This is a genomic window from Kitasatospora sp. NPDC092039, from assembly GCF_044756065.1.
Taxonomy (GTDB): Bacteria; Actinomycetota; Actinomycetes; order Streptomycetales; family Streptomycetaceae; genus Kitasatospora.
Genome location: NZ_JBIVSD010000001.1, coordinates 319686 through 345048 on the forward strand (window position 1 = coordinate 319686; position 25363 = coordinate 345048).

At 74.3% G+C, this 25363-nt stretch carries 25 protein-coding genes; 6 read left to right on the plus strand and 19 right to left on the minus strand.

Features of this window, described 5'->3' with window-relative positions:
- Positions 1-51: 51 nt before the first annotated feature.
- The 12 genes from ACIQI7_RS01375 to ACIQI7_RS01430 all read right to left on the minus strand — a co-directional run bounded on the left by ACIQI7_RS01375 (position 52) and on the right by ACIQI7_RS01430 (position 17104).
- Entirely contained in the window at positions 52-1830 is a 1779-nt protein-coding gene (locus ACIQI7_RS01375) for a VgrG-related protein (RefSeq protein ID WP_401103738.1), read from the minus strand.
- Positions 1827-2579, minus strand: a complete 753-nt coding sequence (locus tag ACIQI7_RS01380; protein WP_387757305.1) for a LysM peptidoglycan-binding domain-containing protein — start codon at positions 2577-2579, stop codon at positions 1827-1829. The genes ACIQI7_RS01375 and ACIQI7_RS01380 overlap by 4 nt, the downstream gene beginning before the upstream one ends.
- 84 nt (positions 2580-2663) lie before the next feature.
- Positions 2664-3089, minus strand: a complete 426-nt coding sequence (locus ACIQI7_RS01385) for a phage tail protein (protein ID WP_387757304.1) — start codon at positions 3087-3089, stop codon at positions 2664-2666.
- 102 nt (positions 3090-3191) lie between these two features.
- The gene (locus ACIQI7_RS01390) at positions 3192-3650 is read right to left on the minus strand and encodes a hypothetical protein (RefSeq protein ID WP_401103741.1); all 459 of its coding nucleotides are present in this window, start codon (positions 3648-3650) and stop codon (positions 3192-3194) included.
- A gap of 3056 nt (positions 3651-6706) precedes the next feature.
- Complete coding sequence (locus ACIQI7_RS01395; protein WP_181970396.1) at positions 6707-6865, minus strand: DUF6760 family protein; 159 nt, start codon at positions 6863-6865, stop codon at positions 6707-6709.
- Positions 6862-7341, minus strand: a complete 480-nt coding sequence (locus ACIQI7_RS01400; RefSeq protein WP_387757301.1) for a hypothetical protein — start codon at positions 7339-7341, stop codon at positions 6862-6864. Before ACIQI7_RS01400 ends, ACIQI7_RS01395 begins: the two co-directional genes overlap by 4 nt.
- Positions 7338-7778, minus strand: a complete 441-nt coding sequence (locus ACIQI7_RS01405; RefSeq protein ID WP_049660364.1) for a phage tail protein — start codon at positions 7776-7778, stop codon at positions 7338-7340. Before ACIQI7_RS01405 ends, ACIQI7_RS01400 begins: the two co-directional genes overlap by 4 nt.
- A gap of 57 nt (positions 7779-7835) precedes the next feature.
- Positions 7836-9365, minus strand: coding sequence for a phage tail sheath family protein (locus ACIQI7_RS01410; protein ID WP_401103744.1), 1530 nt, complete (start codon positions 9363-9365; stop codon positions 7836-7838).
- Between the two features lie 232 nt (positions 9366-9597).
- The gene (locus tag ACIQI7_RS01415; protein ID WP_401103746.1) at positions 9598-11706 is read right to left on the minus strand and encodes an ATP-binding protein; all 2109 of its coding nucleotides are present in this window, start codon (positions 11704-11706) and stop codon (positions 9598-9600) included.
- Positions 11703-12413, minus strand: coding sequence for a DUF4255 domain-containing protein (locus tag ACIQI7_RS01420; protein ID WP_401103747.1), 711 nt, complete (start codon positions 12411-12413; stop codon positions 11703-11705). Before ACIQI7_RS01420 ends, ACIQI7_RS01415 begins: the two co-directional genes overlap by 4 nt.
- Positions 12410-15673 (minus strand): hypothetical protein, encoded by a 3264-nt coding sequence (locus ACIQI7_RS01425; RefSeq protein ID WP_401103748.1) that lies wholly within the window; start codon positions 15671-15673, stop codon positions 12410-12412. Before ACIQI7_RS01425 ends, ACIQI7_RS01420 begins: the two co-directional genes overlap by 4 nt.
- 168 nt (positions 15674-15841) lie before the next feature.
- Positions 15842-17104: a hypothetical protein gene (locus tag ACIQI7_RS01430; protein ID WP_401103749.1), complete on the minus strand. Its 1263-nt coding sequence runs from the start codon at positions 17102-17104 to the stop codon at positions 15842-15844.
- A 117-nt stretch (positions 17105-17221) separates the two neighbouring features.
- On the opposite strand from ACIQI7_RS01430, the gene ACIQI7_RS01435 reads away from it, so the two are divergent.
- Together ACIQI7_RS01435 and ACIQI7_RS01440 are read left to right on the plus strand one after the other, a co-directional pair.
- On the plus strand, positions 17222-17683 hold the full coding sequence (locus ACIQI7_RS01435; RefSeq protein ID WP_401103751.1) for a pyridoxamine 5'-phosphate oxidase family protein: 462 nt from the start codon (positions 17222-17224) through the stop codon (positions 17681-17683).
- Positions 17684-17834: 151 nt separating this feature from the next.
- A complete protein-coding gene (locus tag ACIQI7_RS01440; RefSeq protein ID WP_401103753.1) occupies positions 17835-18485 on the plus strand; it encodes an MOSC domain-containing protein in 651 nt (216 codons plus the stop codon).
- 60 nt (positions 18486-18545) lie between these two features.
- Here the strand turns inward: ACIQI7_RS01440 and ACIQI7_RS01445 are convergent, their stop codons facing one another.
- Positions 18546-18956 (minus strand): tautomerase family protein, encoded by a 411-nt coding sequence (locus tag ACIQI7_RS01445; RefSeq protein WP_401103755.1) that lies wholly within the window; start codon positions 18954-18956, stop codon positions 18546-18548.
- Positions 18957-19056: 100 nt separating this feature from the next.
- Here ACIQI7_RS01445 and ACIQI7_RS01450 point away from each other — a divergent pair, with 100 nt between their 5' ends.
- The gene (locus ACIQI7_RS01450) at positions 19057-19401 is read left to right on the plus strand and encodes an ArsR/SmtB family transcription factor (RefSeq protein WP_401103757.1); all 345 of its coding nucleotides are present in this window, start codon (positions 19057-19059) and stop codon (positions 19399-19401) included.
- 76 nt (positions 19402-19477) lie between these two features.
- On the opposite strand, the gene ACIQI7_RS01455 is transcribed toward ACIQI7_RS01450, so the two are convergent.
- The 5 genes from ACIQI7_RS01455 to ACIQI7_RS01475 all read right to left on the minus strand — a co-directional run bounded on the left by ACIQI7_RS01455 (position 19478) and on the right by ACIQI7_RS01475 (position 21588).
- Complete coding sequence (locus tag ACIQI7_RS01455; RefSeq protein WP_401103759.1) at positions 19478-20614, minus strand: methyltransferase domain-containing protein; 1137 nt, start codon at positions 20612-20614, stop codon at positions 19478-19480.
- Positions 20611-20745, minus strand: coding sequence for a hypothetical protein (locus ACIQI7_RS01460; RefSeq protein WP_387757286.1), 135 nt, complete (start codon positions 20743-20745; stop codon positions 20611-20613). Before ACIQI7_RS01460 ends, ACIQI7_RS01455 begins: the two co-directional genes overlap by 4 nt.
- Positions 20746-20816: 71 nt before the next feature.
- On the minus strand, positions 20817-20969 hold the full coding sequence (locus ACIQI7_RS01465; protein WP_401103761.1) for a hypothetical protein: 153 nt from the start codon (positions 20967-20969) through the stop codon (positions 20817-20819).
- Positions 20957-21223: a hypothetical protein gene (locus ACIQI7_RS01470; protein WP_401103763.1), complete on the minus strand. Its 267-nt coding sequence runs from the start codon at positions 21221-21223 to the stop codon at positions 20957-20959. The genes ACIQI7_RS01465 and ACIQI7_RS01470 overlap by 13 nt, the downstream gene beginning before the upstream one ends.
- A complete protein-coding gene (locus ACIQI7_RS01475; RefSeq protein ID WP_401103765.1) occupies positions 21220-21588 on the minus strand; it encodes an ATP-binding protein in 369 nt (122 codons plus the stop codon). The genes ACIQI7_RS01470 and ACIQI7_RS01475 overlap by 4 nt, the downstream gene beginning before the upstream one ends.
- Positions 21589-21876: 288 nt before the next feature.
- Here ACIQI7_RS01475 and ACIQI7_RS01480 point away from each other — a divergent pair, with 288 nt between their 5' ends.
- Together ACIQI7_RS01480 and ACIQI7_RS01485 are read left to right on the plus strand one after the other, a co-directional pair.
- A complete protein-coding gene (locus ACIQI7_RS01480) occupies positions 21877-22725 on the plus strand; it encodes a helix-turn-helix transcriptional regulator (protein ID WP_401103767.1) in 849 nt (282 codons plus the stop codon).
- Positions 22722-22943 carry a DUF397 domain-containing protein gene (locus tag ACIQI7_RS01485; RefSeq protein WP_401103769.1) on the plus strand — a complete coding sequence of 74 codons (222 nt, stop codon included), beginning with the start codon at positions 22722-22724 and terminating at the stop codon, positions 22941-22943. The genes ACIQI7_RS01480 and ACIQI7_RS01485 overlap by 4 nt, the downstream gene beginning before the upstream one ends.
- Before the next feature lie 62 nt (positions 22944-23005).
- On the opposite strand, the gene ACIQI7_RS01490 is transcribed toward ACIQI7_RS01485, so the two are convergent.
- Positions 23006-23743 carry a LuxR C-terminal-related transcriptional regulator gene (locus ACIQI7_RS01490; RefSeq protein WP_387757276.1) on the minus strand — a complete coding sequence of 246 codons (738 nt, stop codon included), beginning with the start codon at positions 23741-23743 and terminating at the stop codon, positions 23006-23008.
- A gap of 218 nt (positions 23744-23961) precedes the next feature.
- Here ACIQI7_RS01490 and ACIQI7_RS01495 point away from each other — a divergent pair, with 218 nt between their 5' ends.
- Positions 23962-25338 carry a hydrolytic protein gene (locus tag ACIQI7_RS01495; protein ID WP_401103771.1) on the plus strand — a complete coding sequence of 459 codons (1377 nt, stop codon included), beginning with the start codon at positions 23962-23964 and terminating at the stop codon, positions 25336-25338.
- Positions 25339-25363: the final 25 nt, after the last annotated feature.

Genomic DNA, 25363 nt, shown 5'->3' on the forward strand with positions numbered 1-25363 from the left:
TGGGGCTCGTTCGGGCCACTCGACATACTGCCACTGCTTCTTGACGATCCGTCAGTTGATGTGCACGAACGCCCCCTTGAGCACCGCCTGGGCACCGCCGTCCACGGTGACGGAGGACGTGCCCCGGACGGTGACCGATCCGCCGCGCACGTTCACCGCGCCGGTGCCCGCGTCCAGGGTGATGCCGGCGGAGGAGAGCCGCACCGTGCTGCCGGCCGCGCCGCCGAGGCCGTGGACGGTGAGCACGATCTCGCCGCGCTGCTGGTCCAGGCTGACCTCCAGCTTGCCGTCCCCGCTGGCCAGCCGGACGCCGGACCTGCCGCCCGGCACGTCCAGCAGTTCCATCCGGTGGCCCGAACGGGACACCACGGAACGGCGGTTGACCTTGCCGGAGGCCGCATCGACCAGCGGCACGTCGTGCGGGGAGGGCCGGTCCACGCCGTTGTAGAGCCCGCCCAGCACGTACGGGCTGTCCAGGTCGCCCTGGTCGAAGCCGACCAGCACCTCGTCGTTGACCTCGGGGCTGACCACGCCGCCGCCGCCGGCGCCGCCCCACTGCACGGTGCGCACCCAGTCGGAGACGTAGGTGTCGTCCAGCCAGGGGAACTTCAGCTTCACCCAGCCGCGCTGCCCGCCGCCCGGCTCGCGGACGTCGGTGACCACCCCGACGGCCAGGCCCGGCATCCGCGGCCCGCGCGGCGGCGCGTTGCCGCCGCTGGTCAGGCCGGCCAGCGAGCGGTCGGGGGCGGCGCTGACCACCACCGTGGTCCGGTAGCCGCGGAACGGTTCGAGCAGGTGGCGCACCCCGGTGGCGGTGTAGCGGCCGGAGAACGCGGCGCCGACGTTGCCCAGGGCGACCGCGGTGCCCGCCCGCAGCCGCGGGTTGCCCTCGGCGACCACCTCCAGCTCGCCGAAGCCCGACGCCACCGAGGCGGCCAGCGACCGGGCCACCGAGGCGGTCTCGGCCTGGGTGCGGTACGGGGTGTCGGCGACGGTCAGCTTGGCCTTGCCGGGGAAGGCGGAGGCCACCGCCGAGGGGCTCATCCCCGGCTGCACCGTCCGGGAGGTCACCGCGGGCTCGGTGGCGACCAGCGCGCGCTTGGTGGTGACGTTCCAGCCGCGCGCCTCGACCGTGTCCGCGCCGCCGGCGCCGGTCAGCACACCGCGCAGCTCCAGCAGGTTGCGCCCGTACTCCAGCACCAGCGGGTTCTGCGGCGCGGGCGTGGAGGGGGCCGGTGCGCCGGAGGCGGGCTCGGGCCGGACGAACTCCAGCTTCCCGTCGTCGTCCACCCGCACCTGGGCGCCGCTCTCCTGCGCCAGGAACTGGAGGAACTCCCAGTCCGGGACGTTCGCCTGGGACAGCTGCTGGTGGACGACCGGGAAGGAGTCGACCTTCCCGCAGGTCAGGCCCGCGCCCGCGGCGACCTCGCGGACGATGTCGGCGGTCGTCATGTTCCGGAAGGCCTTCACCCGGCGCCCGCGCATCAGCCGGTGGGTGACCGCCGAGGCCCGCACCACGGTGTACGAGCCCGTGGTGTCCACCTCCAGCTCCAGCGCGGTCACCTCGCCGGTGAACAGCCGCGCCCGGGTGTTCCCCTGGACGGTGACCACGGACACCTTCAGCGGGGTGCCGATGGTGATCCCGGTGGCGGACAGGAAGGTGTGGTTCGCGTCCCGGAAGGACAGCACCGCGGTGTCGGGCAGGCCGACGCTCTCCTCGATGTCGCAGGAGACCAGTTGGGTCACCCAGACCGGCGGCAGCGGGCCCGGCGCCTCGACGACGGGATCCGCGGCGAAGGACCGGCCGCCGCGGGCCTCGGGAGTGGTCATGACCGTCCGCCCGGGGTGAGTTCGCCGCGGGCCGGTCCGCTCCTGGTGAGCTCCTCGGCGCCCGGCACGATCAGCTCCGCGCCGGGGACCAGCACCAGCGGATCGTCGATGTCGTTGGCCTCGGCGATGGTGCGCCAGGCGGTGGCGTCCCCGTACGCGCGCCAGGCGAGCAGCGGCAGGCTGTCGCCCGCGACCACCCGGTGGGTGCTGCGGGCCTCCGGCGAGCCCGAGGTCGGGTTCTGGCCGGCCGGGTCGACGCTGGCCTCGTCGATGGTGAGCGAGCAGACCGCCCGCAGCGGCTTCCCGTCGACGTCGAAGAGCGAGTAGGTGACCGAGAGGCCGGTCAGCACCCCGTTGAACGACGTGGTCTTCAGGGTGCCCCAGTCCAGCCGGATCCACGGGCTGGCCGGCGTCTTGCGCGCCAGGCTGGCCGGGGTGGGGACGCAGGCCGTCATCAGCTGCTCCACCGCCCGCTCCACCGAGTTGTCGTGGGTCGCGGTGGAGTCCAGGAACACGTCGAGGGAGAGCGAGCGCGGACCGCTGCCGACGAACTCGGGCAGCGCGGACTCCCCCGCCATCCGGGACGGGGTGCGCCGCCACTCGGTGGTCTTGCTCAGCACCAGGGTCGCCGGATTGAACTGGAGCCGCAGCTGGGCGAGCGTGCCGCCGGGCTGGGCGCCGACCGTGGACGGTGGCTCCATGATGGTCAGTTGGGCCCGGGTGACGCTCGCGGGGACCGCTGGGGACATCCTGGTGCTCCTTCCGTGGGTCGGGTGGCGGGGGGCCGGTGGGCGGACGGCTGGTCGGGCGGGGCGGGGTCAGGAGGGGCGGGGTCAGGAGGGGCGGAGGCCCGCGTGGGCGATCTCCAGGGTCTCCATCGCGGCCTGGGAGCTGGCGGGGTCGAAGGACGGGCCCTCCCAGCGCACCGGGACGATCCCCTGCACCTGCCAGCCGACGATCCGGCTCAGGTCCGGCCGCAGCGCGACGATCTCGCCGTCCTTCGGCTCGACCTTCCGGACGATCTCGGCCAGCCAGCGGGCGATCTTGGTGGTGTCCGCGGTGACCGCGCGGCTCAGCGTGATGTTCGACCAGGTGATGCGGCCCGGGAGCTGCCAGGCGAAGCCGTTGTTGCCGCCCTCCGCGTACTGCTCGATCTCCACCTGGGCGCCGAGTCCCGAGCAGGTGGTGAACTCGCCCAGGTCGTTGCCTCCGATGGTCAGACTGAAGAACACACTGGACGCGAAGATGTTGTCGGTCATCGGTTCCGCTCCCTGCTTCCGGTCACGTCGCTGCGGCTTGTTGTCGGCCGTCCGCCTTGGTCCACCCTCTGGTCCGCGCGCTGTTCCGCGTCGCGGTCCGGCTCAGCGGCGCATGTCGTACGGTTTGCCGCTGCGCTCCCGGCCCCTGCGCAGTTCGGTGCGCAGCAGCCGGCCCACCGGTTCGACCAGGCGCCGGGCCAGTTCGTCGAGGTCGGAGGGGTCGGCGTGCGGCCCGGCGGGTGGTCCGCCGGGGGCCTTCGTCGAGGACGAGGCGGGGGCGTGCGCGGCGGACGTGTGCCCGGCGGCCGCGTTCGCCGCGGGCGTGGCGGCCCTCGGTGATCCGGCGAGCTGCACGGTGGTGGGCGTGCGCGCGGGCACGGCGGTCAGCGGCACCCCGGTCAGGCCCGCCCGCTCGGCCACCTGCTGCAACAGCCGTGCGGTGGCGGGCGAGGACGGGCCGGTGGCGGCGGGGCCGGCCGGCAGGGCCCGGGACACCACGGGCGCGGGTGCGGTGGCGCGTTGCGGAGCCGCCGGGACCACCGGAGCCGCCGTGGCTGCCATGCCCGGGATGGCGGGCGGCTGTGCCGGGGCGGGCTGCGGGGGCCGGGAGGTGGCCGGGAGACGTTGGACGGACGGGGCCGGTACGGGCCTGAGGCGGACCACCGGCGGGGCGGGGGCGGCCGCCGTGGCGGACGGCGAACCGGAAGCACCGGGGATGTTGCCGGGGATGCCGGAGCTCGGGCGCCCGGTGGACGTCGGCGTGCCGGCGTGCCGGTGCGGAGCGGGGCGGCCCGCCTGCGCGGCTACGGCCCGCGGCGGTGCCGGGACACTCACCGTCGGTGCTCCCACGCGGAGTCGGCCGGGTGCGGGCGCGCCCGGGGCGGCGGCGGAGGCCGCCGGGCCCGCGTGCGCCGACCGGGCCGCCGTCCGAGCGGCCGCTCGTTCCGACGGACGTCGGGAGAAGGCGCGTTGCACGGCGGCCACCACCCCGCGCGGCGCCGCGGCTGCGGACGGGCGGCTCGGCAGGGCGGCCGTCCCCGGGGCGCTGGGCCGTGCCGGAGCCGCCGGGGAGCCCGGCTCCCCGGCGGCGGCACGACCGGAACCGGCGGTCGGCGAGTGCCGGGTGCGTGAGCGCTGCGGGGTGGTCGCGGCCGCGGCCGGTGCGGCCGCCGACTCGCCGTCCGGACGGGACGCCAGCGCGTTGGGCCAGACGGCGGGGACCACGGGCCGGGCGGGCGCCTGGCGGGCGCCGACGGGTGCGGAGGTGGGGGCCGCGGGCGACGCCGGCGGGGCGGCCAGGGAGACCGTCATCCGTCGCTCGCCGAGCAACCCGCGCCGCCGGCCGGTGAGTCGGACGGCCCGCTGCACGCCGAGGCCGCCGGGGGCCGGACGCGCGGGGACCGTCACGGGAACCAGCGGACGGCTGCCGCCTCCGGGCGCGGTGCCGACGGGCCGGGTGCGGACGCCGGGAGCGATCGGGCCCGCGGCCGCGGTACCCGTCGTCCCCTGCGGGGCGTCGGAGACCGGCGGGCGTCCGGCCGCCGGTCCTCGGTGGGCTCGGTCCGCGCCCGGGTGCGTGCTCCGGCCACCGGCGGCCGGGGTGAGCGGATCCGCCGACCGTCCGTCATCACCGGTCCGGGACAAGGAGGCGCTCTCCGCCGGGCCGTCGCCGGGACGCCGGGCGGCACGCTGCACGGGCAGCCCTTCACCGGCCACCGGCGAGGCGCCGACGGGAAGTGCGGCGGGCGGTACGGCGGGAGCGGCGGCACCCGAGGCCGGGCCCGAAATCCGGCGCCGGACCGGTCGGTTCCCACCGAGCAGTGGAGCGGCGCCTCCCGCCACGGCCGCCGTCGGCGGCAGCGCGTCGAGCGGCGCACCCAGGCCGCCGCGCGTACGGGCGGTGGCCGGGTCGGGGTGCACCGGCGAGGAGGAGGGCGCGGGCGTAGCGGACCCGGACGGCGCGCGCTGGACGGACGCGCCGGCGGCGGTCCCACCCCGGTGGGCCGGGGTCGAGGTCGGCCGGGCCGAGGTCGGCCGGGCCGACCGGTCCGGCGCAGGGCGCTCGGGGGTCGGCGCGGAGGAGGCCGCGGGCGTAGCGGCCCCGGACGGAGCACGCTGGACGAACGCGCCGGCGGCGGGCCCTCGATCGGGCCGGGGCGGGACCGGGCTGCCCGGTCCGCCGCCCGTGCGGACGCGGCGGGTCTGAGACGAGGTCGAAGCCGAGGGCGGGGACGGGGACTGGGACGGGGACGGAGACCCGGGCGGTCGGACGTCGGCAGGCCCGCCCGACTCGCGGCCGGTGGCACCCGTGTCAGCGGGGACGACGGGCATGGCGGGCGCGGCGGGCATCGCGGGCGCGCCCGAGGCGGCGCCGGAACGCCGGGGGCCGTCGGCAGCCACCGGGGTGGCGCTCGCGGGCAGCGCGGTCAACGGCGCGCCGAGGACCGGGCGGGCGGGCCCGGCGGTACCGGTCCCGGCCGTGCCGGGCACGGCGGCACGCTGGACCACTCCGTCGCCCGGACCGTTCGGCGTGGGCGCGGAGGTGCCGGCCGGGACCGGCGCCGTCCGTACGGCGGTCTCGGGGTTCGTGGACGGGCGGAGCGTGGTGCGGGCCGGTTCTTCCGTCGCCGTCGCCGTCACCGCCACCGTCGCCGAACTGGGCTGCGGCACCTCCGTGGCCCGGCTCGGCCCCGGGACCGCCGCCACCGGGCGCGCGGGCAGCGACCGGGGCCGCCGCGCCACGACCAGCGGGGCGCCGACGGACCGCGGACGCACCGGATGGTCGGCCCGGACCACCGCGTCGTTCCGGCGCGGGGAGGCGGTGCCCGCACTGGGCGTCGCCTCGGCGGCCGCCGGCACGCTTCGCGCCGCCGCACCGGAGGGCCCGGCAGCGGACGCCGGGGCAGCGGGCACCGGCGCAGCGGGCCTCGTCGCCACAGGCTGCGGCGAACTCCCCTTCTTCTCTTCGGACTTCGCCCCGCCAGAACGGGACGCACCGGGATCCGACTCACCGCGGTCGGCCCCACCCGCACGCGCCGGGCGCGGGCCCGACCGCACCGGAAGCCGCCGCATCCGGACGGACCGCTGGACCGGCCGGGCCTGCCGCGACGAGCCCGCCCGGTCGTCCGCCGAGGGCTCCTCCGCCCCGGGCTCCGCCGGGAGGACCGGCACGACGAGCTCGTCCCCGCCCGTGAGCACCGGGGAGGGCGAGCCCGGCCGCGCGACCGCCCGCAGGATGCCCGCCGGGGCGGTCGGCAGGACCGCGTGGCCGAGCGGGCCGCACAGCGACGGGTCCTGCCAAGCGGTGAGCCGGGAGCGGAACTTCATGCCGTCGCTGACGCCGTGGGCCGGCCCGGCCAGGGTCGGGACCAGCGGCGCGACCGCGCGCCATCCCCCGTCCCCGCCCGCCGGACGCCGCCGGGCGGCCTCCGCACCACCGGAAGCACCACCGGAAGCACCGCCGGAGGCACCAGCGGAAGCACCTCCCGCAGCGCCACCGGCGGATTCACCGGAAGCGCTGCCGGACACCGCGCCGGAAGCACCCGGGCCGGAAGCACCCGCACCCCCGGCCTCGCCGCCCCTCCGGCGGCCGATCCAGTCCCGAAGCCCCACCCGGCTCACCCGCCTTCGCTGATGCGGGTGTTGAGCCGGGCGATCTCCCTGACCCACTGCCCGCGTTCGCGGTGGGTCAGGTCGAGGATGTCCTCCCGCTGCCAGTGGAAGTGGTAGGCGATGTACGCGATCTCCTCGTACAGCCGAGCAGGCGCGTACGTCACGATTCCCCCAGGCGCCCACCGGCGAGGTCGACCTCGAAGGCGCCGTCGCAGTGCGGGCAGGTCACCGCGGCGCGCGTGTGGCCCTCGCTGTTGATCCGCTGGTAGAGGTCCTGGAGGAAGGCCACGTCGGTGGCGTACATCCGCTCGACGACCCCGGCGTGCACGTCGGTGATGTCGCCCAGCCTGGTGATGACGTGGCTGAGCAGCACGACGCTGAGGTAGGCCGGGTTCTCCTTGACCCGCAGGTCGATCTGCGGCATCAGTTCGTCGCGGGCGGTGGCCAGGCGCATGGCACCGTGCCGGTGCACGGTGCCCTCGTCGTCGACGTACCCGAGCGGCAGCTCGAACTCGAACTCGGTGTGCGGCGCCCGGCCCCGGGGCTGGGCCGCGGCCGCCGGGGCCTGCTGCTGGGGCGCGGTGTGCTGCGGGGCCGGAGCCCCTTCCAGCAGCTCCTCCAGGCCGATCTTCCTCCTCACTCGACCGAGATCTCCTCGAACACGATGGTCACGGTCTCGGTGGCGGCGCTGGACTCGCCTGCGCTGAGGGTCGGGCCCTCCCAGCGGCTCGCCCAGGCGTTGAGCAGCTGGATGCGCCGCAGGGTGGCACCGGTGGTGTCCTTGACCTCGATGGTGAGGTTCTGCCGCGCGGTGTTGATCGCCCCGTTGTTGAGGGTCTCCTTGATCCAGTCCGTGAACGCGCCGCTCTTGTCCAGGCCGCGGGTGATGGTCACCTCGCCGGGGAGCCGGGCGCCGGGCTGCTTGCGGACGATCAGTTTGCCCTCTTGGGTCACCTGCTTGTACTCGACGACGTCCTGTTCGACCGTCAGGTTGCTGATCTCCTTGACGGACTCGACGTTGTAGCCGCCGAGTTGGACGCCGAATATGTGTGTGGAGAGCGGATCGCCTTCAGCCATGGGTTTGTGTCACCTTCCGATGCGAGGGGTGCCGAGGGGTGGTGCCGACCGGGCCGGTCACTCGTTGACGAGGCTCGTGCTGTCGGAGAACTGGGACAGCCGGAACACCACGAACTCCGCGGGCTTCACCGGGGCGACGCCGATCTCGCAGATCACCTGGCCGAGGTCGATGGACTCCGGCGGGTTGTTGTCGCGGTCGCACTTGACGTAGAAGGCCTCGGCCGCGGTCTGGCCGAACAGGGCCCCGCGCCGCCACTCCTCGGTGAGGAACGCGGTGATGTTCCGGCGGATGCTGGACCACAGCCGGTCGTCGTTGGGTTCGAAGACGACCCACTGGGTCCCCAGGAGGATGGACTCCTCCAGGTAGTTGAACAGCCGGCGCACGTTCAGGTAGCGCCACGCGGGGTCGGAGGACAGGGTGCGCGCGCCCCAGATCCGGATGCCGCGCCCGGGGAACGCCCGTACGCAGTTGACGCCGATCGGGTTCAGCAGGTCCTGCTCGCCCTTGCTGAGGCGGAGCTCCAGGTCCACCGCGCCGCGGATGACCTCGTTGGCGGGCGCCTTGTGCACGCCGCGCTCGGCGTCGCTGCGCGCCCACACCCCGGCGGCGTGCCCGCTCGGCGGGACCAGCACGTTGCGGCCGCTCGCCGGGTCGAACACCTTGATCCACGGGTAGTAGAGCGCGGCGTAGCGGGAGTCGAAGCCCGCCTCGCCGGTGCGCCAGGTGCGCATCTGCTGGGCGTTCAGGCCGGGCGGCGGGTCCAGGACGGCGATCCGGTCGCCCATCTGCTCGCAGTGCGACATCAGCGCGAGCTGGACGGTGCGCAGGCCCTCCTTGTCGAGGTCGCCGCGCTGGTAGGCGCTCATCAGGTCGGGCACCGCGACCATGGTGATCTCGTCGATCGCCTCCAGGCCGCCGAAGCCCGTCCGGGCGGCGGCGTCGCCGATGTACTCGGCGGGGTCCAGCCGGCCGGCCGGGGCCGGCGTCGCGGGCGCGGCGGCCAGCGCGTGGGTGCGGCGCTCGGGGCGGCTCGGCACGGTGCCGGGCTGCTCGGCGACGGCGACCAGCTTGGACTCCCGCAGCTGGGTGAGGACGTAGCCCTTGGTGCTCTTGCGGGTCGACACGTCGTACGTCTCGACGACCTCGGCGCCCCGGCGCACCAGCAGCCGGAAGCGGTCCTCGGGGACGTTCTCCCCCTCCGGGTCGGCGACCTCGACGGAGACCTCGCCGCCCGCGCCGGGCAGCGCGGTGAAGAGGAAGCCGGCGATCTCGACGGGCGGGGCCGCGGTGACGGCGGGCGCGCCGCCGGGCGGGCGCCGGGCCGGGTCGCCGACCCGCACCACGTAGGCGGAGCCGCCTCCGTTCGCGAAGAAGCCGTACACCGAGTGCGCCAGGTAGGAGCCCTCGGTGAAGCTTCCGAACCGCTGGACGTACTGGTCCCAGTTGGTCACCAGCGTGGGCTCGTGGAAGGGCCCGGTCGCGGCGCAGCCGACGAAGGCGGCGACGGCCGTGCCGACGCCCTCGATCGGCCGGGCACCGGACTGGACCTCCTCCACGTACACGCCCGGGGTGAGGTACGACGGCATACGCGCTCCTTCGGCTGGCCATGCATTTCGCCGGTCATTCGCCCCCGAGTCTGCTGCCCGGGGCCCACCGGGGGACATGTCCGCAGGTCCCGGACCGGGGGCAGCGACCGCTGCCCCCGGCGGACACCGCGGTACGCCCCCGCCGGTGCCCCGGGCGTCCCCGGAACCGCTGGAGCCCCCACCGTCCCGGGCGCCCCCGGCGTCCTGGAAGCCCCGGCGGCCCCGGGAGCGCTCAGCCGTGCCCGGTGTCCCCGAGGACGCCCAGCCAGGGCCCGAACTCGTTGGCCAGCACCAGCCGCCCGAGCTTGCGGTACTCGCCGACCACCGCGGCGACCAGCTGCGCCATGCCCAGCGGGGTTCCCTCCCCGGCGGCCAGGTAGGCCGCGGAGACCGCGCAGGCCCGGATGGAGCCGCCGGCGAGCTCGAAGTTCCGGGCGCAGAAGTCCAGGTCGAGGTCGTCGCCGCGGGGCACCAGCGGCCCCAGGCAGCGGTCCCACAGCAGGCGCCGCTGCGCCTCGTCCGGCAGCGGGAACTCCGCGATGACGTCCAGCCGCCGGGTGAACGCCTCGTCGAGGTTGGCCCGCAGATTGGACGTCAGCACGGCGATCCCGTCGAAGGACTCCATCCGCTGGAGCAGGTAGGCCGTCTCCACGTTGGCGTGCCGGTCGTGGGCGTCCTTGACCTCGGAGCGCTTGCCGAACAGCGCGTCCGCCTCGTCGAACAGCAGGACGCCGTTCACCTGGGCGGCCTCGGTGAAGATCCGTTCCAGGTTCTTCTCGGTCTCGCCGATGTACTTGTCCACCACGGTGGAGAGGTCCACCACGTACAGCTCCATGCCGAGTTCGGCGGCCACCACCTCGGCCGACATGGTCTTGCCGGTCCCGGACTCCCCGGCGAACAGGGCGATCACCGCGTTCCCCCGGCCGCCGCCCGGGCGCATCCGCCAGCGGCCGAGGACCTGGTCGCGGTGGCGGGCCCGCAGCACGAGTTCGCGCAGCCGGCCGGCGGTGGGGGCGGGCAGCACCAGGTCGGACCAGCCGACCGCGGGCTCGATCCGGCGGGCGAGCCGGGCCAGGCCGGCGGCGTTCTGCGCGCGCACCGCCGTCCGCAGGTCCTCGGCCCGCACCGGGCGCCGCTCGGCGGCCGCCGTCCGGGCCGCGACCGAGGCGGCCCGCGCCAGCTGGTCCTGGTCCAGCCGGTAGGCGGCCACCCCCTCGGCGAGTTCCTCGCTCAGCTCCTCGTTCAGCGCGCGGGCCCACTGCTCGGCGCGCTCGCCCGCGTCCGGCGGTGGGACGGTGACCACCACCGGGCTCTGCGCCGCCCAGGCCGGGTCCCAGACCTGCGGTCCGTACACGACCAGCGGGACGTCGGCGAGTTCCGCGCACAGCTCGCGCAACAGCGCGGCCCGCTCCGGCCGTTCGGGTTGGAGCCGGTCCAGCGGTCCGAGCACCACGCCGCCCCCGCCCAGCCGCGCCTCGCGGGCGAGCACCCGTACGGTGCCCTCCGGCGGGCGGGCGGCGAGCGCGGCGGGGTCGACCACCAGGGGCGGCGGGCCGTCGGCCGCGAGGGCGGCCACCGCGAGCGCGCCGGCGTGCCCGCCGCGGTCCAGCAGGTGCACCAGGCCGCCGACGGCGACCAGCGCGCGCAGCCGCTCGTCGGCCTCCCGCTCGTCGGGCCGCGTCGGATCGGTCCGCCGCCGGTCCGGCCGCCGGGGGCCGGGCTCGGCGCGGCGGGCCAGCCCGGCGAGCGCGCCGTCCGGCTCGTCGTCGCCGAGCAGATGGGCCGTCACCCGGTCCGGGACCCGCAGGGTCCGGGAGAGCAGCGGGCGGTCCGGCTCGGTGACCTCCAGCAGGCCGCCGGCGATCAGCGGGGCCCGGGTGGAGAAGCGGAAGCGCCCGGCGCCGGCCCCGGGCTGTCCGCACAGTTCCAGGGCGAGGCCGACGGTCGCCCGGCGGCGGGTCAGGTCGTCGTTGAGGTAGCCGTAGAGCTGTTCGAAACGGGGGTCGAGGTCGGGGGCGAGCGCCACCAGCAGCAGGTCGAGGTCCAGCGGGAGCAGCCCGAAGGCGGCGCTGAGCCGCCCGAGCCGGGAGCCGGGCGGCGGCGCGGGCCCGTCGCCGGGGTCCGCGGTCCCGCGGTGCGCCGTGCCGGCGGCCGCCAGGATGCGGTCCACCGCCTCCGGGCCGAGGTACTGGCCGCGGTACGGGTCGTCCGGGTCGGGGTCGTCGGCCCGGCGTTCGCGCACCGCCGCGCGGACCCGCTGTTCGACCCGCCGCAGCCGCTCCCAGAGGTGGTCGGGGCTCGGCGGGGCGCCGTTCACCGCCTGGTCGAGGTCCAGGGTCATCGCGCCCTGCCCCGGGGCCGGCGGCCGGGCGGCAGCCCGCGTTCCCGGGGCGCGGCGAAGCCGTCCGGCCCGGGGTCGGCGGTGCCCTGGTATCGCAGTCGGCGGCCCGGGCCGTCGGCGGACGGCGGGTTGTCCCGGGTGGTGTCGCCGGCGTGCAGCACCAGCCCCTCGGTGACCGGCGGTCCGGCCGGGGCGCGCTCGCCGGGCAGCGGGGCGAGCACCCGGAGGTCGACCGACGGCCGCAACTCCCCGCCGAGCGAGGACCAGACGTCGGAGACCGACGGCAGGCCGGTGTCCTGCCCCGCGATGTCCAGCGAGACGGTCAGTCCGAGCTCGGCGAGCGAGCCGGTGAGCAGCCCGGCGGGTAGCGTGTCGGTGGCGGTGAGGCACTGCAACACCTCGGCCAGCAGCCGGTGTTCGTCCTGCGGCCGGTTGGTCCAGGCGGTGACCAGGTAGGCCAGTTCGAACCAGCGGGGCGCCGGGCGCCGGCCGGTCACCATGCCGTCCGCGTCGTACTCCGCGACGGTGCCGCTCTGCCGGCGGCCGGTGTCCTCGCGGAGCCCGTAGAGGAAGACGCTGACCGTGGGCGCGTTGCGGCGGGCGGCGAAGTCCCGGGTGGGGGCGTCGAAGACCACCTCGATCCCGCGCTCGGTCAGGCCGGTCCCGGTGAGCAGTCGCCGCAGTGCCTCGTCGACTTCGTGGATCACCGCCGCTCCACCTCCCCGGGCGGGCCGATGCTGCCCTCGACCACGAGGAAGGGGCAGGTCACCGGGGAGAATCCGGGGCCCTCGGCGGTGATGGTGCGCGGGCCCGTCTCGTCCTTGGGGAGGATGAGCAGCTGCCCGGCGAAGGTCCCGTCGGCCTTCGGGCGGGTGGGCGCGGCGGCGGCGGTGATGCCGGGCTGCCAGGTGAAGCGGACCGGCGCGCCGGGCGGGAAGTCCACCCCGCGTACGGAGGTCACGAAGCCGGGCTTGCCGATCGGCGGCACCGCGACGATGCGGGGCTGGAGGATGCGCAGCGGGGTGCTCGCCCGGTGCGGTCCCGGGGTCGTGTCGGTGCCGGTGGTGGTCAGCTCGGCGGTGACGACGGTGTCCAGCGCCGCCACGGGCGAGAGCACCACCCGGATCACCGCGCTGCGGCCGGGGGCCAGGTCGCTCACCGTGCAGGTGCCGTTGCGGCAGCCGGGCGGCAGGGCCTCGGTGGGCACTCCGGCGGGCAGGCCGAGGGTGAGGCGCAGGCCGGTCGCGAGGGCCTGGCCGGTGTTGCGCACCGTGTAGCTGACGGTCACGTGGCCGCCGACGTAGCCGGGGTTCGGCTGGGCGTCGACCGTGACGCCGGGGCCGGCCTGCGGCGGGGGTGCGGGCGCCGGGGGCGGTGGCGGCGGCGGTGCGGGGGTGGGCGTCGCGGTGGTGGGCGTCGGGGTGGGTGTGGGTGTGGGCGTCGGGGTCGGGGTCGGTGACGGCGTGGCGGTCGGTGACGGGGTGGGCGTCGGCGAGGGGGTCGACGGCTCCAGCACCGGCAGGAAGGTCCGGGCGGAGTCGTCGTCGGGGTTCGGGTCAACGACCGTCCCGGTGACGCTCCAGCCGAAGTCCGGGTAGCCGGGCCGGGTGCCGATCAGGGTGGCCGTGATCCGGATCACCGCGCGCGGTGCCATGGTGCCGAGTTCGCAGCGCAGCGCCGCGGCGTCGCACGATCCGGTCGGGGTGGTCAGCCTGCCGAGCCGGGCGCCGTTCGGCACCGAGACGGTGAGGGCGGTGCCGGGCGAGGGCGCGGGGCCCTTGTTGGTGACGGTGACCGTCACGTCGGTGCTGCCGTCGACGGGGACGGCCGGGGTCCGTTCGGGCACGCTGACCGCCAGGTCGACGGACTGCTGGACGGCCGGCTCCTTCTGGCGGCCCGGCAGCCGCCAGTCGAGCTCGGTGAGCCTGGCGGTCGCGAAGTCGTAGACCTTGATGCCCTCCGGTGAGCTCGGCGGGGCGGCCCGGCGGGAGGTCATCAGCAGCTGGGCGCTGTTCGCCGTCCAGGCGACGTCGCGGGGCTGGAAGGGCCCGCTGGTGGGGCGTTCGGGCAGCGGCCGGGTGCAGGCGCCCTGGCCGAGCCCGGCGGGCACGATCACCGTGCAGTCGGCGCCGGTCGGGGTGGTGACCACCACGCCGTCCTGGTGGTTGTTCCCGCCGTCACCGGCCTTGCGGTTGAAGGCGATGCGACGGCCGTCGGGGGCGAAGGCGGGGCTGTCGTCGATGACGTCGCAGCTGCCCGGGCAGGCCGTCCGGCTGAGGTCGCTCTGCCGGGTGAGGTCGTCGGCGGCGACGGTCCAGACGTGCAGGTTGCCGGCGTTGCCGTCGACCACGGCCGTCCGGGAGAAGGCGATCAGCTTGCCGTCCGGGGACCAGAACGGCTGGCCGTCGGAGGTGTCCGGCTGGCCGGCCGGCGGCCGGACGGTGCCGACGATCCTCCCGGTGGCCACCTCGGCGATCAGGACGCGCCCGGGCCGGGCCGGCTGCCCGCCGGCGGCCGGGGTGCTGCGGCTGAACACGATCAGCCGGCCGTCAGGGGAGAGGGACGGGTCGGTGTCGCGGTCGTTCGGGCCGCGCCCGGCGAGGTCCATGGGGTGCGGGTTCGCCCCGTCGGCGTCGGCGAGCCAGATCCGCTGGATCCGCCCGGCGGGCCCGTCCTCGTAGCGGGTCACCACGATCTGCCGGCCGTCGGGGGTGTAGGTCTGGCGCTCGTACCACGGGTCGAAGCCGGGGCGTGGGTGGAACAGCGGGTCGGCGGCCGGGTCGGTGCTGGTGTTGCTGTCGGCGGCCGGGTCCTCGCGGAGCACGCTGATGCCGAGGTCCCGCGGGTCGGACCCGTCGGGGCGCATGTCCTGCACGTCGGCGACGTTGGCGCCGGAGGCGCTGGTCTGCTCGACGACGGGGCCGCCCTCGTTCTGGGTGCCCAGCCAGGCCGGTGTGGCGATCAACCGGTTGACGCGGTAGAGCAGACGGGGCGCGTCGCAGTTGCAGGTCAGCGCGCGGTAGAGGTTCACCACCGGCGGCTGGGCCGGGTCGGGCTGCGGGCTCGGGTTGTTGGGGTCGAGCAGGTCGGCGCTGAGGAAGAGCACGCCGCTGCCGTCGGCCATCCACGCGGCGGAGCCGGTCTTCCAGGTGGAGCCGGTGCCGGGGAAGAACGCCTTGTCGCCGCCGGTGGGCGAGGTGAGCATCAGGGTCCGGCCCTGGTCGCGCTGGTCCCAGGTGTAGACGATCTCGTTGCGGTGGGCGTCGTCGTTCACCGGGTTCCAGGTCGGGTCGACCGCGTCCCCGTTGGTCACGTTGGTGACCTTCACCGGTGCGCCGCCTCCGAACGGCCGCAGGTAGATCTGACGGTGGTCCGGTTCGCCGTCGCAGGAGTACGCGATCCACTTGCCGTCGGGCGAGACCGTCGGGTGGGTCTCGTCGGCGGCACCGTCGGTGATCCGGCGCAGTCCGCTGCCGTCCCGGTTGACGGCCCACAGCACGTGCTGGGGCTTGCTGTCGCCACCGCGGTCCTCCAGCGCCTCGAAGACGACGCCCTTGCCGTCCGGGGCGAGGGCGGGGTGGGAGGTGTCCATGCCGGTGGTGAGCCGGTGCACGGCGCCGGCGGCGTCGCGCAGGTAGACCTGGGGCAGCGGGCCGTCGCGCAGGCTGGTGAAGACCAGTTCGTCACCGCGGGCCGAGGGGTCGCGGTCGAAGTGGACCGGGCCGGGCCCGAACAGCGGGGTGCTGGACTCCGTGCCGGTCACCTTGCCGAGGCCGCGGTGGTTGGTGCCGGCGAAGACGATCCGTCCGGCCGCCGGGTCGACGGCGGCCACCGGGGCCGCGGCGCCCGGCCCGCCGGGGGCGGCGCCGGCCAGGGTCACCAGGGCCGCCGCGAACGCGAGCAGCACCGCGACGGCGGCCCGGGCCGGCCGCCGGACGGAGCGGGGGGTGGCGGAGGCGCCGATCACGCTCGACCTCACAGGTTGCAGGGGCGGTCTCCCGCAGTGTCCCCGCCCCGGCGGCCCGGCGGGAGAGCCCGGACACCCTCGGCGGGGGAAGCAACCGGTGTCCCCAAAGGGCAGACCGCCCGCCCCTCGTGCGGGAAGTCGGCCGGGCCGACTTCCCGCACGGCCGGGTTACGGGGGGTCGATGGTGAAGACGACGCGGTGTCCCGTCCATTCGTTGAGTCCCCACACGCGTCCCGAGGACCGGTCGTAGCCGAGGTTCTGCGTCAGGCTGGGGGCCCTGGTCAGGACGGACGGGGATTCGCCCGCCCTGGCGCGGTGGATGCACGAGTAGCTGCCCGTGTCGGTGGGGTCCGCGTCATGGCTCGTCGGACATTCGCCGGCCATGTAGTACCAGGTCCCGTCCGTCGCGACGCCCTGCATCTGGAACACCGGGGTGCTGTACGCCGCGGTGGCGGTTGCGGTGCCGACGCTCGTGGCGTCATCGGCGAGCGGCAGGTCGGTGGCCGCGTTGAGCGGCCAGCGGGCGATGCGGCCGCCGGCTCCCGCCTGGTGGCTGCGGTACTCACCGGACACCAGAGCATGGGGTGTGCTGCTGCGGTCCAGGCTGAGCGAGCCGAGACAGATGGGCCCGACCCCGCCCGAGCAGCCACGGGGATCGGTGCCCGGGGCGTCCGTGTAGTACCGGCCCTGCAGCGGGAGGACCCACGGGTCCGTGCCCGCGGTCGTGCTCCACAGGTACTGCATGTCGAAGACGAGGAGCTCGCCACCGTTGGCGACGAACAGCTTGTTGCCGTACCAGACCATCCCGTCGGCGTGGATGTTCGTGATGGGCTCGAAGCTCCCGCTGCCGGTCGGGCGCACGAGCAGCACATGGCCGTAGGTGACGCGCTCCCCGGTGGACTCGGCAATCGAGATCCGGCCCAGCTTGTCCTTCGCATCGGCTCCCGTGCCGTAGTACCAGGAGGCGAGGTAGAGGTGGTGCCCGTCGACGGTCGAGCCGGTGGCGTCGTGGGCCGCGGTGAAGCCCTGCGGATGCCAGCCGCCGGAAGTCGAGTAGGCGCTGGTGTTGTCGTCGCCCGTGTCCCAGCAGAACCCGTCGTACTTGTAGGTGTCGTCCAGGCCCGTGTCATGGCACAGTGCCGGCCGGCCGACGTGCGGCTTCGACCGGGCGACCGTGAGGGGCGTAACCCTGGTCACGGTGCGGGTGTTCTCGACGGCGCGGATGGCGGCGCCGTAGGCGTCGTAGTCCGTGGCCCGGTCGATCTTCAGCTGGAAACCGGAAGCGGGTATGGAGGCAAGGGTGCTTGCGGCGGCCGCGGGCTGAGCCGAGACCGTCGTGCCCGCGAGAACGACGAGTCCGGCGAACAGCGACGCCGCGGTGCGCCGAAACGAGGAACGGGTTGTTGATCTCACGCCGCAGATGCTATCCACCGCCGCTGCGCTCAGAGCGTGGTGACCGGTCGAGTGCGTTCGAGCGGCCCGGGGCGTCCACCGGTGCACGACCCCCCGTCAGCCCTCTCACCTGCCGCAGTCGTAAGGTCGGCACTCATGGACACCACGGGGAACGGTCTCCGCCCGGCGGCGGAACGCAGGCGCGACACTCTCGAACGGCTCGTCACCGAGCGGGACGTCTGGGTGTCGACGGCGCACCCCGATTACGGGCCGCACCAGGTGCCGCTGTGGTTCCTGTGGGACGGGCGAGCGGTGTGGATGTGCACCAGCTCCGCTTCCCCGACCGCGCGGAACCTCCGCGTGGAGCCGCGCGTGCGTCTGGCGCTGCCCGACGCCTTCGACGTGGTGCTCCTCCAGGGCGAGGCGGAGTGCTTCCCGGACCAGGACGTGCCCAAGGACGCGGCGGAGGCGTTCGCCGCCAGGTTCGGGTGGGACCCGCGCACGCAGGAGGGTTCCTTCCTGTACGTGCGCGTGGTGCCGACGACCGTACGCGCCTGGCGCGGCGAGCCGGAGCTGCGCGGCAGGGTCGTCATGCGCGACGGGGCGTGGCTGGACTGAGCGGACGCCCGTCGCGACGGGGCGCGGGAGGGGCGAGGCCGGCGCCTCCGAACGCCCCCGCCCCCCCGCTCCCCCGTCCCAGCGGACCGGTTCCGCGGGCCGGCGGGGAAACCGGTCGCCCCGGCACGCGGACGTCCGTATCGTCGCGCGCATGAGACTGCTCTCCGTCAATGTCGGCAGGCCCCGGCCCAACCCGTGGAAGGGCCTCAGTGCGACGGGCATCGACAAGCGGCCTGTCGACGGTCCGGTCGCCGTCATCGCCCCCGGCCCCAAGGGCACCGGCGAGGTCGGTCTCGTAGGCGACCGCGTCTACGACGTGAAGCACCACGGCGGTCCGGATCAGGCCCTCTACGCCTACGCCCGCGAGGATCTCGACGGGTGGGAGGCCGAGCTGGGCGGTCCGCTTGCCAACGGCGCCTTCGGGGAGAACCTCACGACCCTCGGCCTCGACGTCAACGGCGCCCTGATCGGCGAGCGTTGGCGCATCGGGCCGGACGTGGTCCTGGAGGTGTCGTGCGCGCGGATCCCGTGCGCGACGTTCCAGGGATGGCTGGAGCGGGAGGGGTGGATCAGGCGGTTCACCCGAGCCGCGGTGCCGGGCGCCTATCTGCGCGTGATCGAGCCGGGAGACATCCGGGCTTCCGACCCCGTCGAGATCGTGCACCGGCCCGACCACGACGTGACCGTCGCGCTCGTGTTCCGCGCGACGACACTCGAACCGGACCTCCTGCCGCGGCTGCCGGCAGCTGACGCGCTGCCCGAGGAGATCAGGGAACTGGCCCGCAGGCGCACGGACTCGTAGCGGATCGGTCCGTCCGCCCGCGCGGACCGGCATGCGGGGAACGGGACGTGACGCGGCCCATCACGGTTCGACGGGCGCTCCCGCCACAGCACCCAGCTCGACCAGTTGCGCCCTGCCGTTGCCCACCGACCAGTCGTCGAGGGCGTTCTCGGTGAGCGTGACGAACACGTCCTCGGGCCGCACGCCGACCTCGGTCAGATTGGCCGCGAGCCGCCGGTAGAGGTCGAGCTTGAGCTCCCGGGGCCGACCCGCCACCAGGGTGATCTGGACGCAGACGACGTCCCGGCGGGCCACGTCGAGGTAGTTCGGGTCGAAGACCAGCTCCTCGGGATCGTGCGGGGTGACGATCTGGAAGCGGTCATCGGCCGGGATGCCGACCGCGTCGACGAGGGCCTGGTGCACGGCGTCGGCGATCGCGCGTCGGACGGCGGGCGGCCGGTCGGTGGACAGGTCGATGCGGACCAGAGGCATGGGGACGCTCGCTTTCCGGGAGGACCCGACTACAGTGTTCGATGAACATCGACCACACCAGTGTACGACGACTGACGAACACTCAGCAGAGGACCGGCCCATGTCCGCCCGCACCCGCGGCCTCACCCACACCCATCCGGCCGAGGTGTCGCTCCAGGAGGCGCTCGACGCGGTCGGCGACCCCGTACGACGCACCATCCTCAGGGAGTTGGCCGGCGCCCCCGACTGGACCCGTGCCTGCGGCACGTTCGACCTTCCGGTGAGCAAGGCGACCCGCAGCCACCACTTCACCGTGCTGCGCGCCGCCGGCCTCGTCGAGCAGCGCGACGAGGGGCCACGTCGGCTCAACCGGCTCCGCCGCCCCGAGTTCGACCGGCGGTTCCCCGGGCTCCTCGATCTGGTGCTGGCCGATTCCGCGACGGACCGCGGCAGTTCCGCGCAGTAGCACGGCACGAGGGACCGCCGATCCCGCACGAGAAGTCGGCCGGGCCGACTTCTCGTGCACGCCCTGCTCCCAGTCGTCACTTCAGGGGGTTACCGGGCTCGTCCAGCCAGGCCGTCTGTCCGGCCGGGGTCACCGTGAGCCCGTACCGCTCGTACCCGGGGCGTCCGGCGGACTCCCACCGGCGGTAGGCGCCCTCCACCTCGTCCCAGAGCCTGCGCGGCCCGGACTGCCGGACCTCGAACCGGGATTGCCCGGGCACGGAGTCCACGGTCGCCCAGGAGGTGACGGCCGTGTCGAACAGCCACCACGTCCAGCCCTCGCCGAAGCCGTTGCGCCGGTAGTACACATCCGGCAGGGCGAGGGCACAGGCGAACTGCGCCAACCAGTCGTCCCCGATCGCCTCGGGGTCGAGCCTCGTCCAGGACCGCCCGGAGTCGCCCGGCCACTCCCCCGGCAGGTAGTCGTCCACCGGGGCGCCCTCGTAGCGCTGCTGTCGCAGCATCATGAACGCCGACGAGCGGGTGAACCGGCCGGTCCCCGTCCCCTCACCGTCCACCGTGAGGCGGACCACCGCCCCGCCGCCCAGCAGTGGCGAGACGGGGCTGACGATCACCCCGCCCGGCCGGGTCTGAGCCGGCCAGGCGGGCGGGATGTGCCGCACCGACACGGTGGAGACGATCCGGTCGTACGGAGTGCGCACGCCCCACCCGAGCGCCCCGTCCCCGCACACGACCTCGGGCGTGTAGCCGGCACCGCGAAGGGCGGTGCGCGCCCGGGCGGCGACCCGGGCGTCCACCTCGACGGTGGACACCGTCTCGGCGCCCAGGCGGTGCGCCAGCAGTGCCGCGTTGTATCCGGTACCGGTTCCGATCTCCAGCACCCGGTGACCGGGTTCCGCGCCCAGGTCGGCCAGCATCTCGACGACCACCGTGGGCATCGACGCCGACGACGTGGGCGTGCTGCGGGTCCCGTCGTCGGCTCCGTCGTCCCACTGCGTGGTGATCGGCAGATCGCTGTAGGCGAGCCGCAGCCACCGTTCGGGCTCCTCGGAGCGGGTGCACTCGGCGTCGCCGCCTCCCTCGTCCGCCCAGATGGTTTCCGGGAGGAACGCGTGGCGCGGGACGGCCGCCACGGACGGGGCCCAGTCCGGCGACAGCGAACCCTTCTCGGTCAGCGCGGCCACCAGCGCGGCCCGGCGCTCGTCGGGGCTCACTTCTTGTGCTTCGGGTCCGGGGCGGGCTTCTGGCTGTCCGACGACGGCTTCGGGCCGATCGACGATCCGCCGGGCTTGGCGTGTCCGGGGCTCCTGCCGTCGTTCGGGCCGCCCTTGTTCTCGTCACCCATGGTCAAGGTCCTCTCGGTTCGGTACTTCGGTGGAACAGGAAGTCGGCTGGGCCGACTTCCTGTGCGGGGCTTCAGGAGGCGGGTCGGCGGTCGCGGTTCCGATCGGGGGCGGCGGCGAGGTCCGGGCGGTGGGGCATCCGCAGGACGGCGGCCGCGCCGAGGCCGACGACGGCGATGGCGAGGAGCAGGAGGAGGGGAAGGGCGAGGCCGATCAGGAGTCGCACGGGGCCCCGGCCTTCTCGTAGCCGTAGTGGCGGAGGATCGCGAGGAGGTTGAGCACGGTGCTGGCCGGGGCGGCGCCGAAACGGACCAGGACGCGGCCGTCGACCACCCGGTCCGTGGCCAGGGCGGGCCAGAGGAGGCCGAACACGCGGCCGCGGTCGCGGAGTTCGGCGAGGAGGGAGGCCACCTCCGGCTCGGTGTAGGTGCGCATGACCGGATCGGCCGGCCCGGTCGGGCGGCGGTGGTCGGCGGTCACGCGGCCGAGTCCAGCTCGAACCAGCAGGACTTCCCGGACTTCCGGGGCTCCGTGCCGAAGCGGTCGGTGAGGGAGCGGACGAGGCGCAGGCCCCGGCCGGAGACCGCGAGGAGGTCGGAACCGTCGCGCTGGATCGGGAGGGTGGGGCTCCCGTCGCTGACGGAGACCCGGAGCACGTGGTCGATCAGCGCGATGACGACGATCGGCGCCGCACTGCCGCCGTGGCGCCAGGCATTGACGAAGAGTTCGAGGAGCGCGACCTCGGCATCGGCGACCAGGTCGGGCTTCCACCCGGCGCGCGCCGTGGCCTCGCGCAACTCCTCGCGCGCAGCCGACCAGTCAGGGGGGAATTCGTGGGGGAACACGATGAAACCTCCGTGGGGCTTCAGATATGACCATCGATCGATCAAACGCGCGATCGAAGCGATGGAATGACGGAAAAGCGCAGCAGCATCCCGACGTCGATCACGCAGTGCATGCGGCCAGCTACACTCAGCATGACGTGAGGGCCATCACACATGCAAGCTGGCTCGAATAATCTGCAAAATCTCATATCGAACCCGAATTCGGTGCCACGCTCTGCCAGTTGTCGGTAGCGCCTACGCGATCAGCAAGGGCAGACTGGTCCACCGAGAGGTCAGGAGGGGCATCCCATGGCGGTATCAACCGTTCGCCGTCGTCGGCTGGGCGAGGAGTTGCGCAGGCTCCGCGAGCAAGCGATGATCGCCGCGGACACGGCGGCCGACGCCACCGGCATGAGCCTGGCCAAGTTGAACCGGATCGAGAACGCCCGCACTGCGGCCAAGATCGAGGATGTCAACAAGCTCCTCGACCACTACGGTTGCGACGACGAAGAGTTTCGCGCCAGCTTGATCGCCATCACGAAGGACGGCAGCAAGCGCGGCTGGTGGCTGAGCTACCGCGACGTGATCAACGTGTCAGCAACCGACCTGATCATGCTCGAAACCGAGGCTTCGACCTTCAAGACCTACGAACCCGCCTTCATCCCGGGGCTCTTCCAGACCGCCGAATACGCTCGGCTGGTCATCGATCGGCTCCGGACCACCAACCGCGGCACGGTTGACGATCTCGTACAGGTCCGCATGGCCCGGCAGTCCATCCTGACCCGCCCGAACCCCGTCGAGGTCTGGGCGGTCATCCACGAAGCCGCCCTCCGAGCCATCGCAAATCGTCCCGACGTCATGGGCCCACAACTCGACAAGCTGCTCACGCTGAGCCGACTGGCGAACGTCAACATCCAGGTGATGCCTGCGGGTGCGGCCATCCACCCGGGCATGAGCGGCGCATTCGCCATGCTCGGATTCCCTCAGCGGAAGGACCTCGACGTGGTCTTCGTCGAAGGCATGCTCGCCGGTTTCTGGATCGAGGACCCGACCGACGTCGAGCTGTACCGGGCGAAGTTCCAGGAGATCACGGCCGAAGCCCTTTCTGTCGACTCCTCGCTCGAGTTCATCACCGCACAGAGAGAACTGATCAAGTGACCCACTATCCCGACGCCGAGGCGACTGGCTTCACCTTCCGGAAGTCGAGCTACAGCGGCGGCAACGAGAACTGCGTCGAATACGCACTCCTCCCCGAGGCCGTCGCCGTCCGAGACAGCAAGGACCCTTCCGGCCCTGCCTTGGCCTTCGACCACACGGCCCACGCAGCCTTCATTGCCGCTGTCGGCACCGGGGAATTCGACTTCGGGCTCCTCTAAGCGTTCTCCAAGCGGTGCCTCGCCCTGCCCGGGGCGAGGCACCGCTTCCCGTTTCCGCTCCCCTATATCAGCCCGCGCCGCATCGCATACCCCACGGCGTGCGCGCGGTTGCGCAGGCCGAGGCGGGTGATGATCTCGTGCAGCACGTTCTTCACCGTGCGCTCGGAGTACGACGTCTTCGCGGCTATCTCGCTGGTGTCGAAGCCCTCCGCCACCAGCTTCAGCATCTCCGCCTCCCGTGCCGTTAACGTCGAGAGGGTCAGGCCCCGCCCGTCCAGCATGGTGCGCTGCAACATCCCGATCCGGTCGAGCAGTTCGCCCAACAGGTCCCCGGGCATCACGCCCTCTCCGTTGGCCAACGCCGTGATCAGGTGCACCAGCCGGTCCTGGGTGGCCTCCGAGCGGCGCAGCACCGCGGCGACCCCGTACTCCACGATGGTCTGCAGACCGCCGGCCTCGAAGTGGCCGACCACCAGGCCGATCCGGCCCGTGGTGGCGAGCCGCAGCCGGCGCAGGTGCTCGGTCACCGTGTCGGTCAGCGCGTCGACCACCAGCAGGGAGACCTCGGCCCGGCCGGCCTCGCTCTCGTTCAGCAGCTCCACCTCGGGCCGCTGGCGCAGCGTCTGGACCACGCCGGTCTGCAGGATGAGGTCCTCCGCGAAGACCGCCACCCGCACCTGGGCCGGCCTGCCGCGCAGTTGCTCGGGGATGCGGGGTGCGGCGGCGGTGCCGGAGCGTGGCGCGACCCCGGTCCGGCGTGTGGTGACGGCTTCCTCCCGGGTTGTATCGGTCGACGTCATCGAACTACTCCATTCTTCACTTGCCTGCGAGGGTGACGGCCGGCTGCCCGCGGGGCGGGGGCCGGCCGGGGGAATGTGGGCGCGGGTCACGCGCGGCGGGGCCGGCCCCGGGTCGGCACCGGGCGGGGTCTCCGGTCGGTCCGTACGGGCAAGGGGTGTGCCCACAGCTTGCCCGTACGGTCCTCTTCTCCGGCGCCGGACGGCCCTACCGTCACGCTATGACCACATCCGCCGAACTCGGCCTGCCAGCACTGACGGTGGCCCCCGGTGGCGTGGCCACCGCGACTCTGACGGTACGCAACGACCTCGACATCGTTGAGGCCTACACGTTCGAGGTGGTCGGCGACTGCGCCGCCTGGACGACGGTCGAGCCGGCCCGGGTGTCGCTCTACCCCGGGACCTCCGAGACGGTGACGGTCCGGCTGGCCCCGCCGCGGTCCTCCACCAGCCGGGCCGGCGAGTTCCCGCTCGGCGTCCGGGTGCTGCCGGTCGAGCGCCCCGACCTGGTGAGGGTGCCGGAGACCACGGTCACCGTGACGCCGTTCCACGAGTTGCAGGCCGCGCTCGCCCCGCGCCGTCGCCGGGGCTGGCTGCGCGGGCGCTACCGGGCCTCGGTGCGCAACCAGGGCAACGCCCCCACCACGGTGGCCTTCACGCCCGGACAGGCCGGCGAGGACCTGCGGTTCGCGGTCACGCCGGGGAAGCTGCGCCTGGAACCCGGTGAGTCCGGGGAGGTGCGGGTCCAGGCGCGCACCCGCAAGCTGATCTGGTTCGGCAAGCCGGCGACCTGGCCGTTCGAGGTGACGGTGGGCCCGGAGGAGCGGCCGGAGAGCAAGGACGGAAAGGACGGCAGGACCGGGAGCAGCGTCCCGGAGGCCGCCGCTCCCGCGCCCCAGAAGCCCGTCCTGGACGGCGAGTTCGCCCAGCTGCCGATCTTTCCCACCTGGCTGCTCGCCCTGCTGGCCGCGCTGATCGCGCTGCTGCTGGCCTGGTTCGCGCTGGTCCGCCCGGCGGTGCGCAGCTCCGCCAAGCAGGCCGCCGAACAGGCCGTCGTCGCCCAGCAGAGTGCCTCCCCGGCCGTGCCCGCGGGCGCTCCGGCCGGTGACGCGCCGGGCGCCCCCGCCGGCGGGGCGACCCCCGGCGGTCAGGCCAAGCCGGGCGCCGGGAAGCCCGCCACCGGCCCGGGCGGCCAGGGCGGCCCCGGCGCGGGCCCGGCGGTGCCGGGGACGGGGCAGCAGTTCTCCGAGACGATCGACGTGCAGACCGCGAACGGTGCTGCCGGGACGGGCAGTTACCCGGTGCCGCACGGAAAGGTGCTCGACATCACCGACATCGTGGTGGCCAACTTCCAGGGCGACCAGGGTGTGGTGACCATCACGGCGGGCAACAAGACGATCACCACGATCGCCCTGGAGACCTTCCGCAACCAGGACTACCACTGGGTGACCCCCATCCAGGTCCCCGAGGACCAGACCGTGACGGCGAACGTGACGTGCGAGGCGCCGGGCACCCCGGCGTCGGGCAAGCAGGCGGCCACGTGCCACGAACTCCTCAACGTCAGCGGGACACTGAGCGACATCCGGCGGGCGAACTGAACACTTCCGACCCGTTCGTCTCCGA

Excerpts from the sequence above, each read along its gene's own strand:
- ACIQI7_RS01375 (WP_401103738.1), bottom strand. The coding sequence starts at position 1,830 with ATGACCACTCCCGAGGCCCGCGGCGGCCGGTCCTTCGCCGCGGATCCC.
- ACIQI7_RS01405 (WP_049660364.1), bottom strand. The coding sequence starts at position 7,778 with ATGGCTGAAGGCGATCCGCTCTCCACACACATATTCGGCGTCCAACTC.
- ACIQI7_RS01450 (WP_401103757.1), top strand. The coding sequence starts at position 19,057 with ATGTCCGCCCGCACCCGCGGCCTCACCCACACCCATCCGGCCGAGGTG.
- ACIQI7_RS01460 (WP_387757286.1), bottom strand. The coding sequence starts at position 20,745 with ATGGGTGACGAGAACAAGGGCGGCCCGAACGACGGCAGGAGCCCCGGA.
- ACIQI7_RS01480 (WP_401103767.1), top strand. The coding sequence starts at position 21,877 with ATGGCGGTATCAACCGTTCGCCGTCGTCGGCTGGGCGAGGAGTTGCGC.
- ACIQI7_RS01435 (WP_401103751.1), top strand. The coding sequence starts at position 17,222 with ATGGACACCACGGGGAACGGTCTCCGCCCGGCGGCGGAACGCAGGCGC.
- ACIQI7_RS01490 (WP_387757276.1), bottom strand. The coding sequence starts at position 23,743 with ATGACGTCGACCGATACAACCCGGGAGGAAGCCGTCACCACACGCCGG.
- ACIQI7_RS01495 (WP_401103771.1), top strand. The coding sequence starts at position 23,962 with ATGACCACATCCGCCGAACTCGGCCTGCCAGCACTGACGGTGGCCCCC.
- ACIQI7_RS01445 (WP_401103755.1), bottom strand. The coding sequence starts at position 18,956 with ATGCCTCTGGTCCGCATCGACCTGTCCACCGACCGGCCGCCCGCCGTC.
- ACIQI7_RS01390 (WP_401103741.1), bottom strand. The coding sequence starts at position 3,650 with ATGGCAGCCACGGCGGCTCCGGTGGTCCCGGCGGCTCCGCAACGCGCC.
- ACIQI7_RS01380 (WP_387757305.1), bottom strand. The coding sequence starts at position 2,579 with ATGTCCCCAGCGGTCCCCGCGAGCGTCACCCGGGCCCAACTGACCATC.
- ACIQI7_RS01415 (WP_401103746.1), bottom strand. The coding sequence starts at position 11,706 with ATGACCCTGGACCTCGACCAGGCGGTGAACGGCGCCCCGCCGAGCCCC.
- ACIQI7_RS01410 (WP_401103744.1), bottom strand. The coding sequence starts at position 9,365 with ATGCCGTCGTACCTCACCCCGGGCGTGTACGTGGAGGAGGTCCAGTCC.
- ACIQI7_RS01440 (WP_401103753.1), top strand. The coding sequence starts at position 17,835 with ATGAGACTGCTCTCCGTCAATGTCGGCAGGCCCCGGCCCAACCCGTGG.
- ACIQI7_RS01385 (WP_387757304.1), bottom strand. The coding sequence starts at position 3,089 with ATGACCGACAACATCTTCGCGTCCAGTGTGTTCTTCAGTCTGACCATC.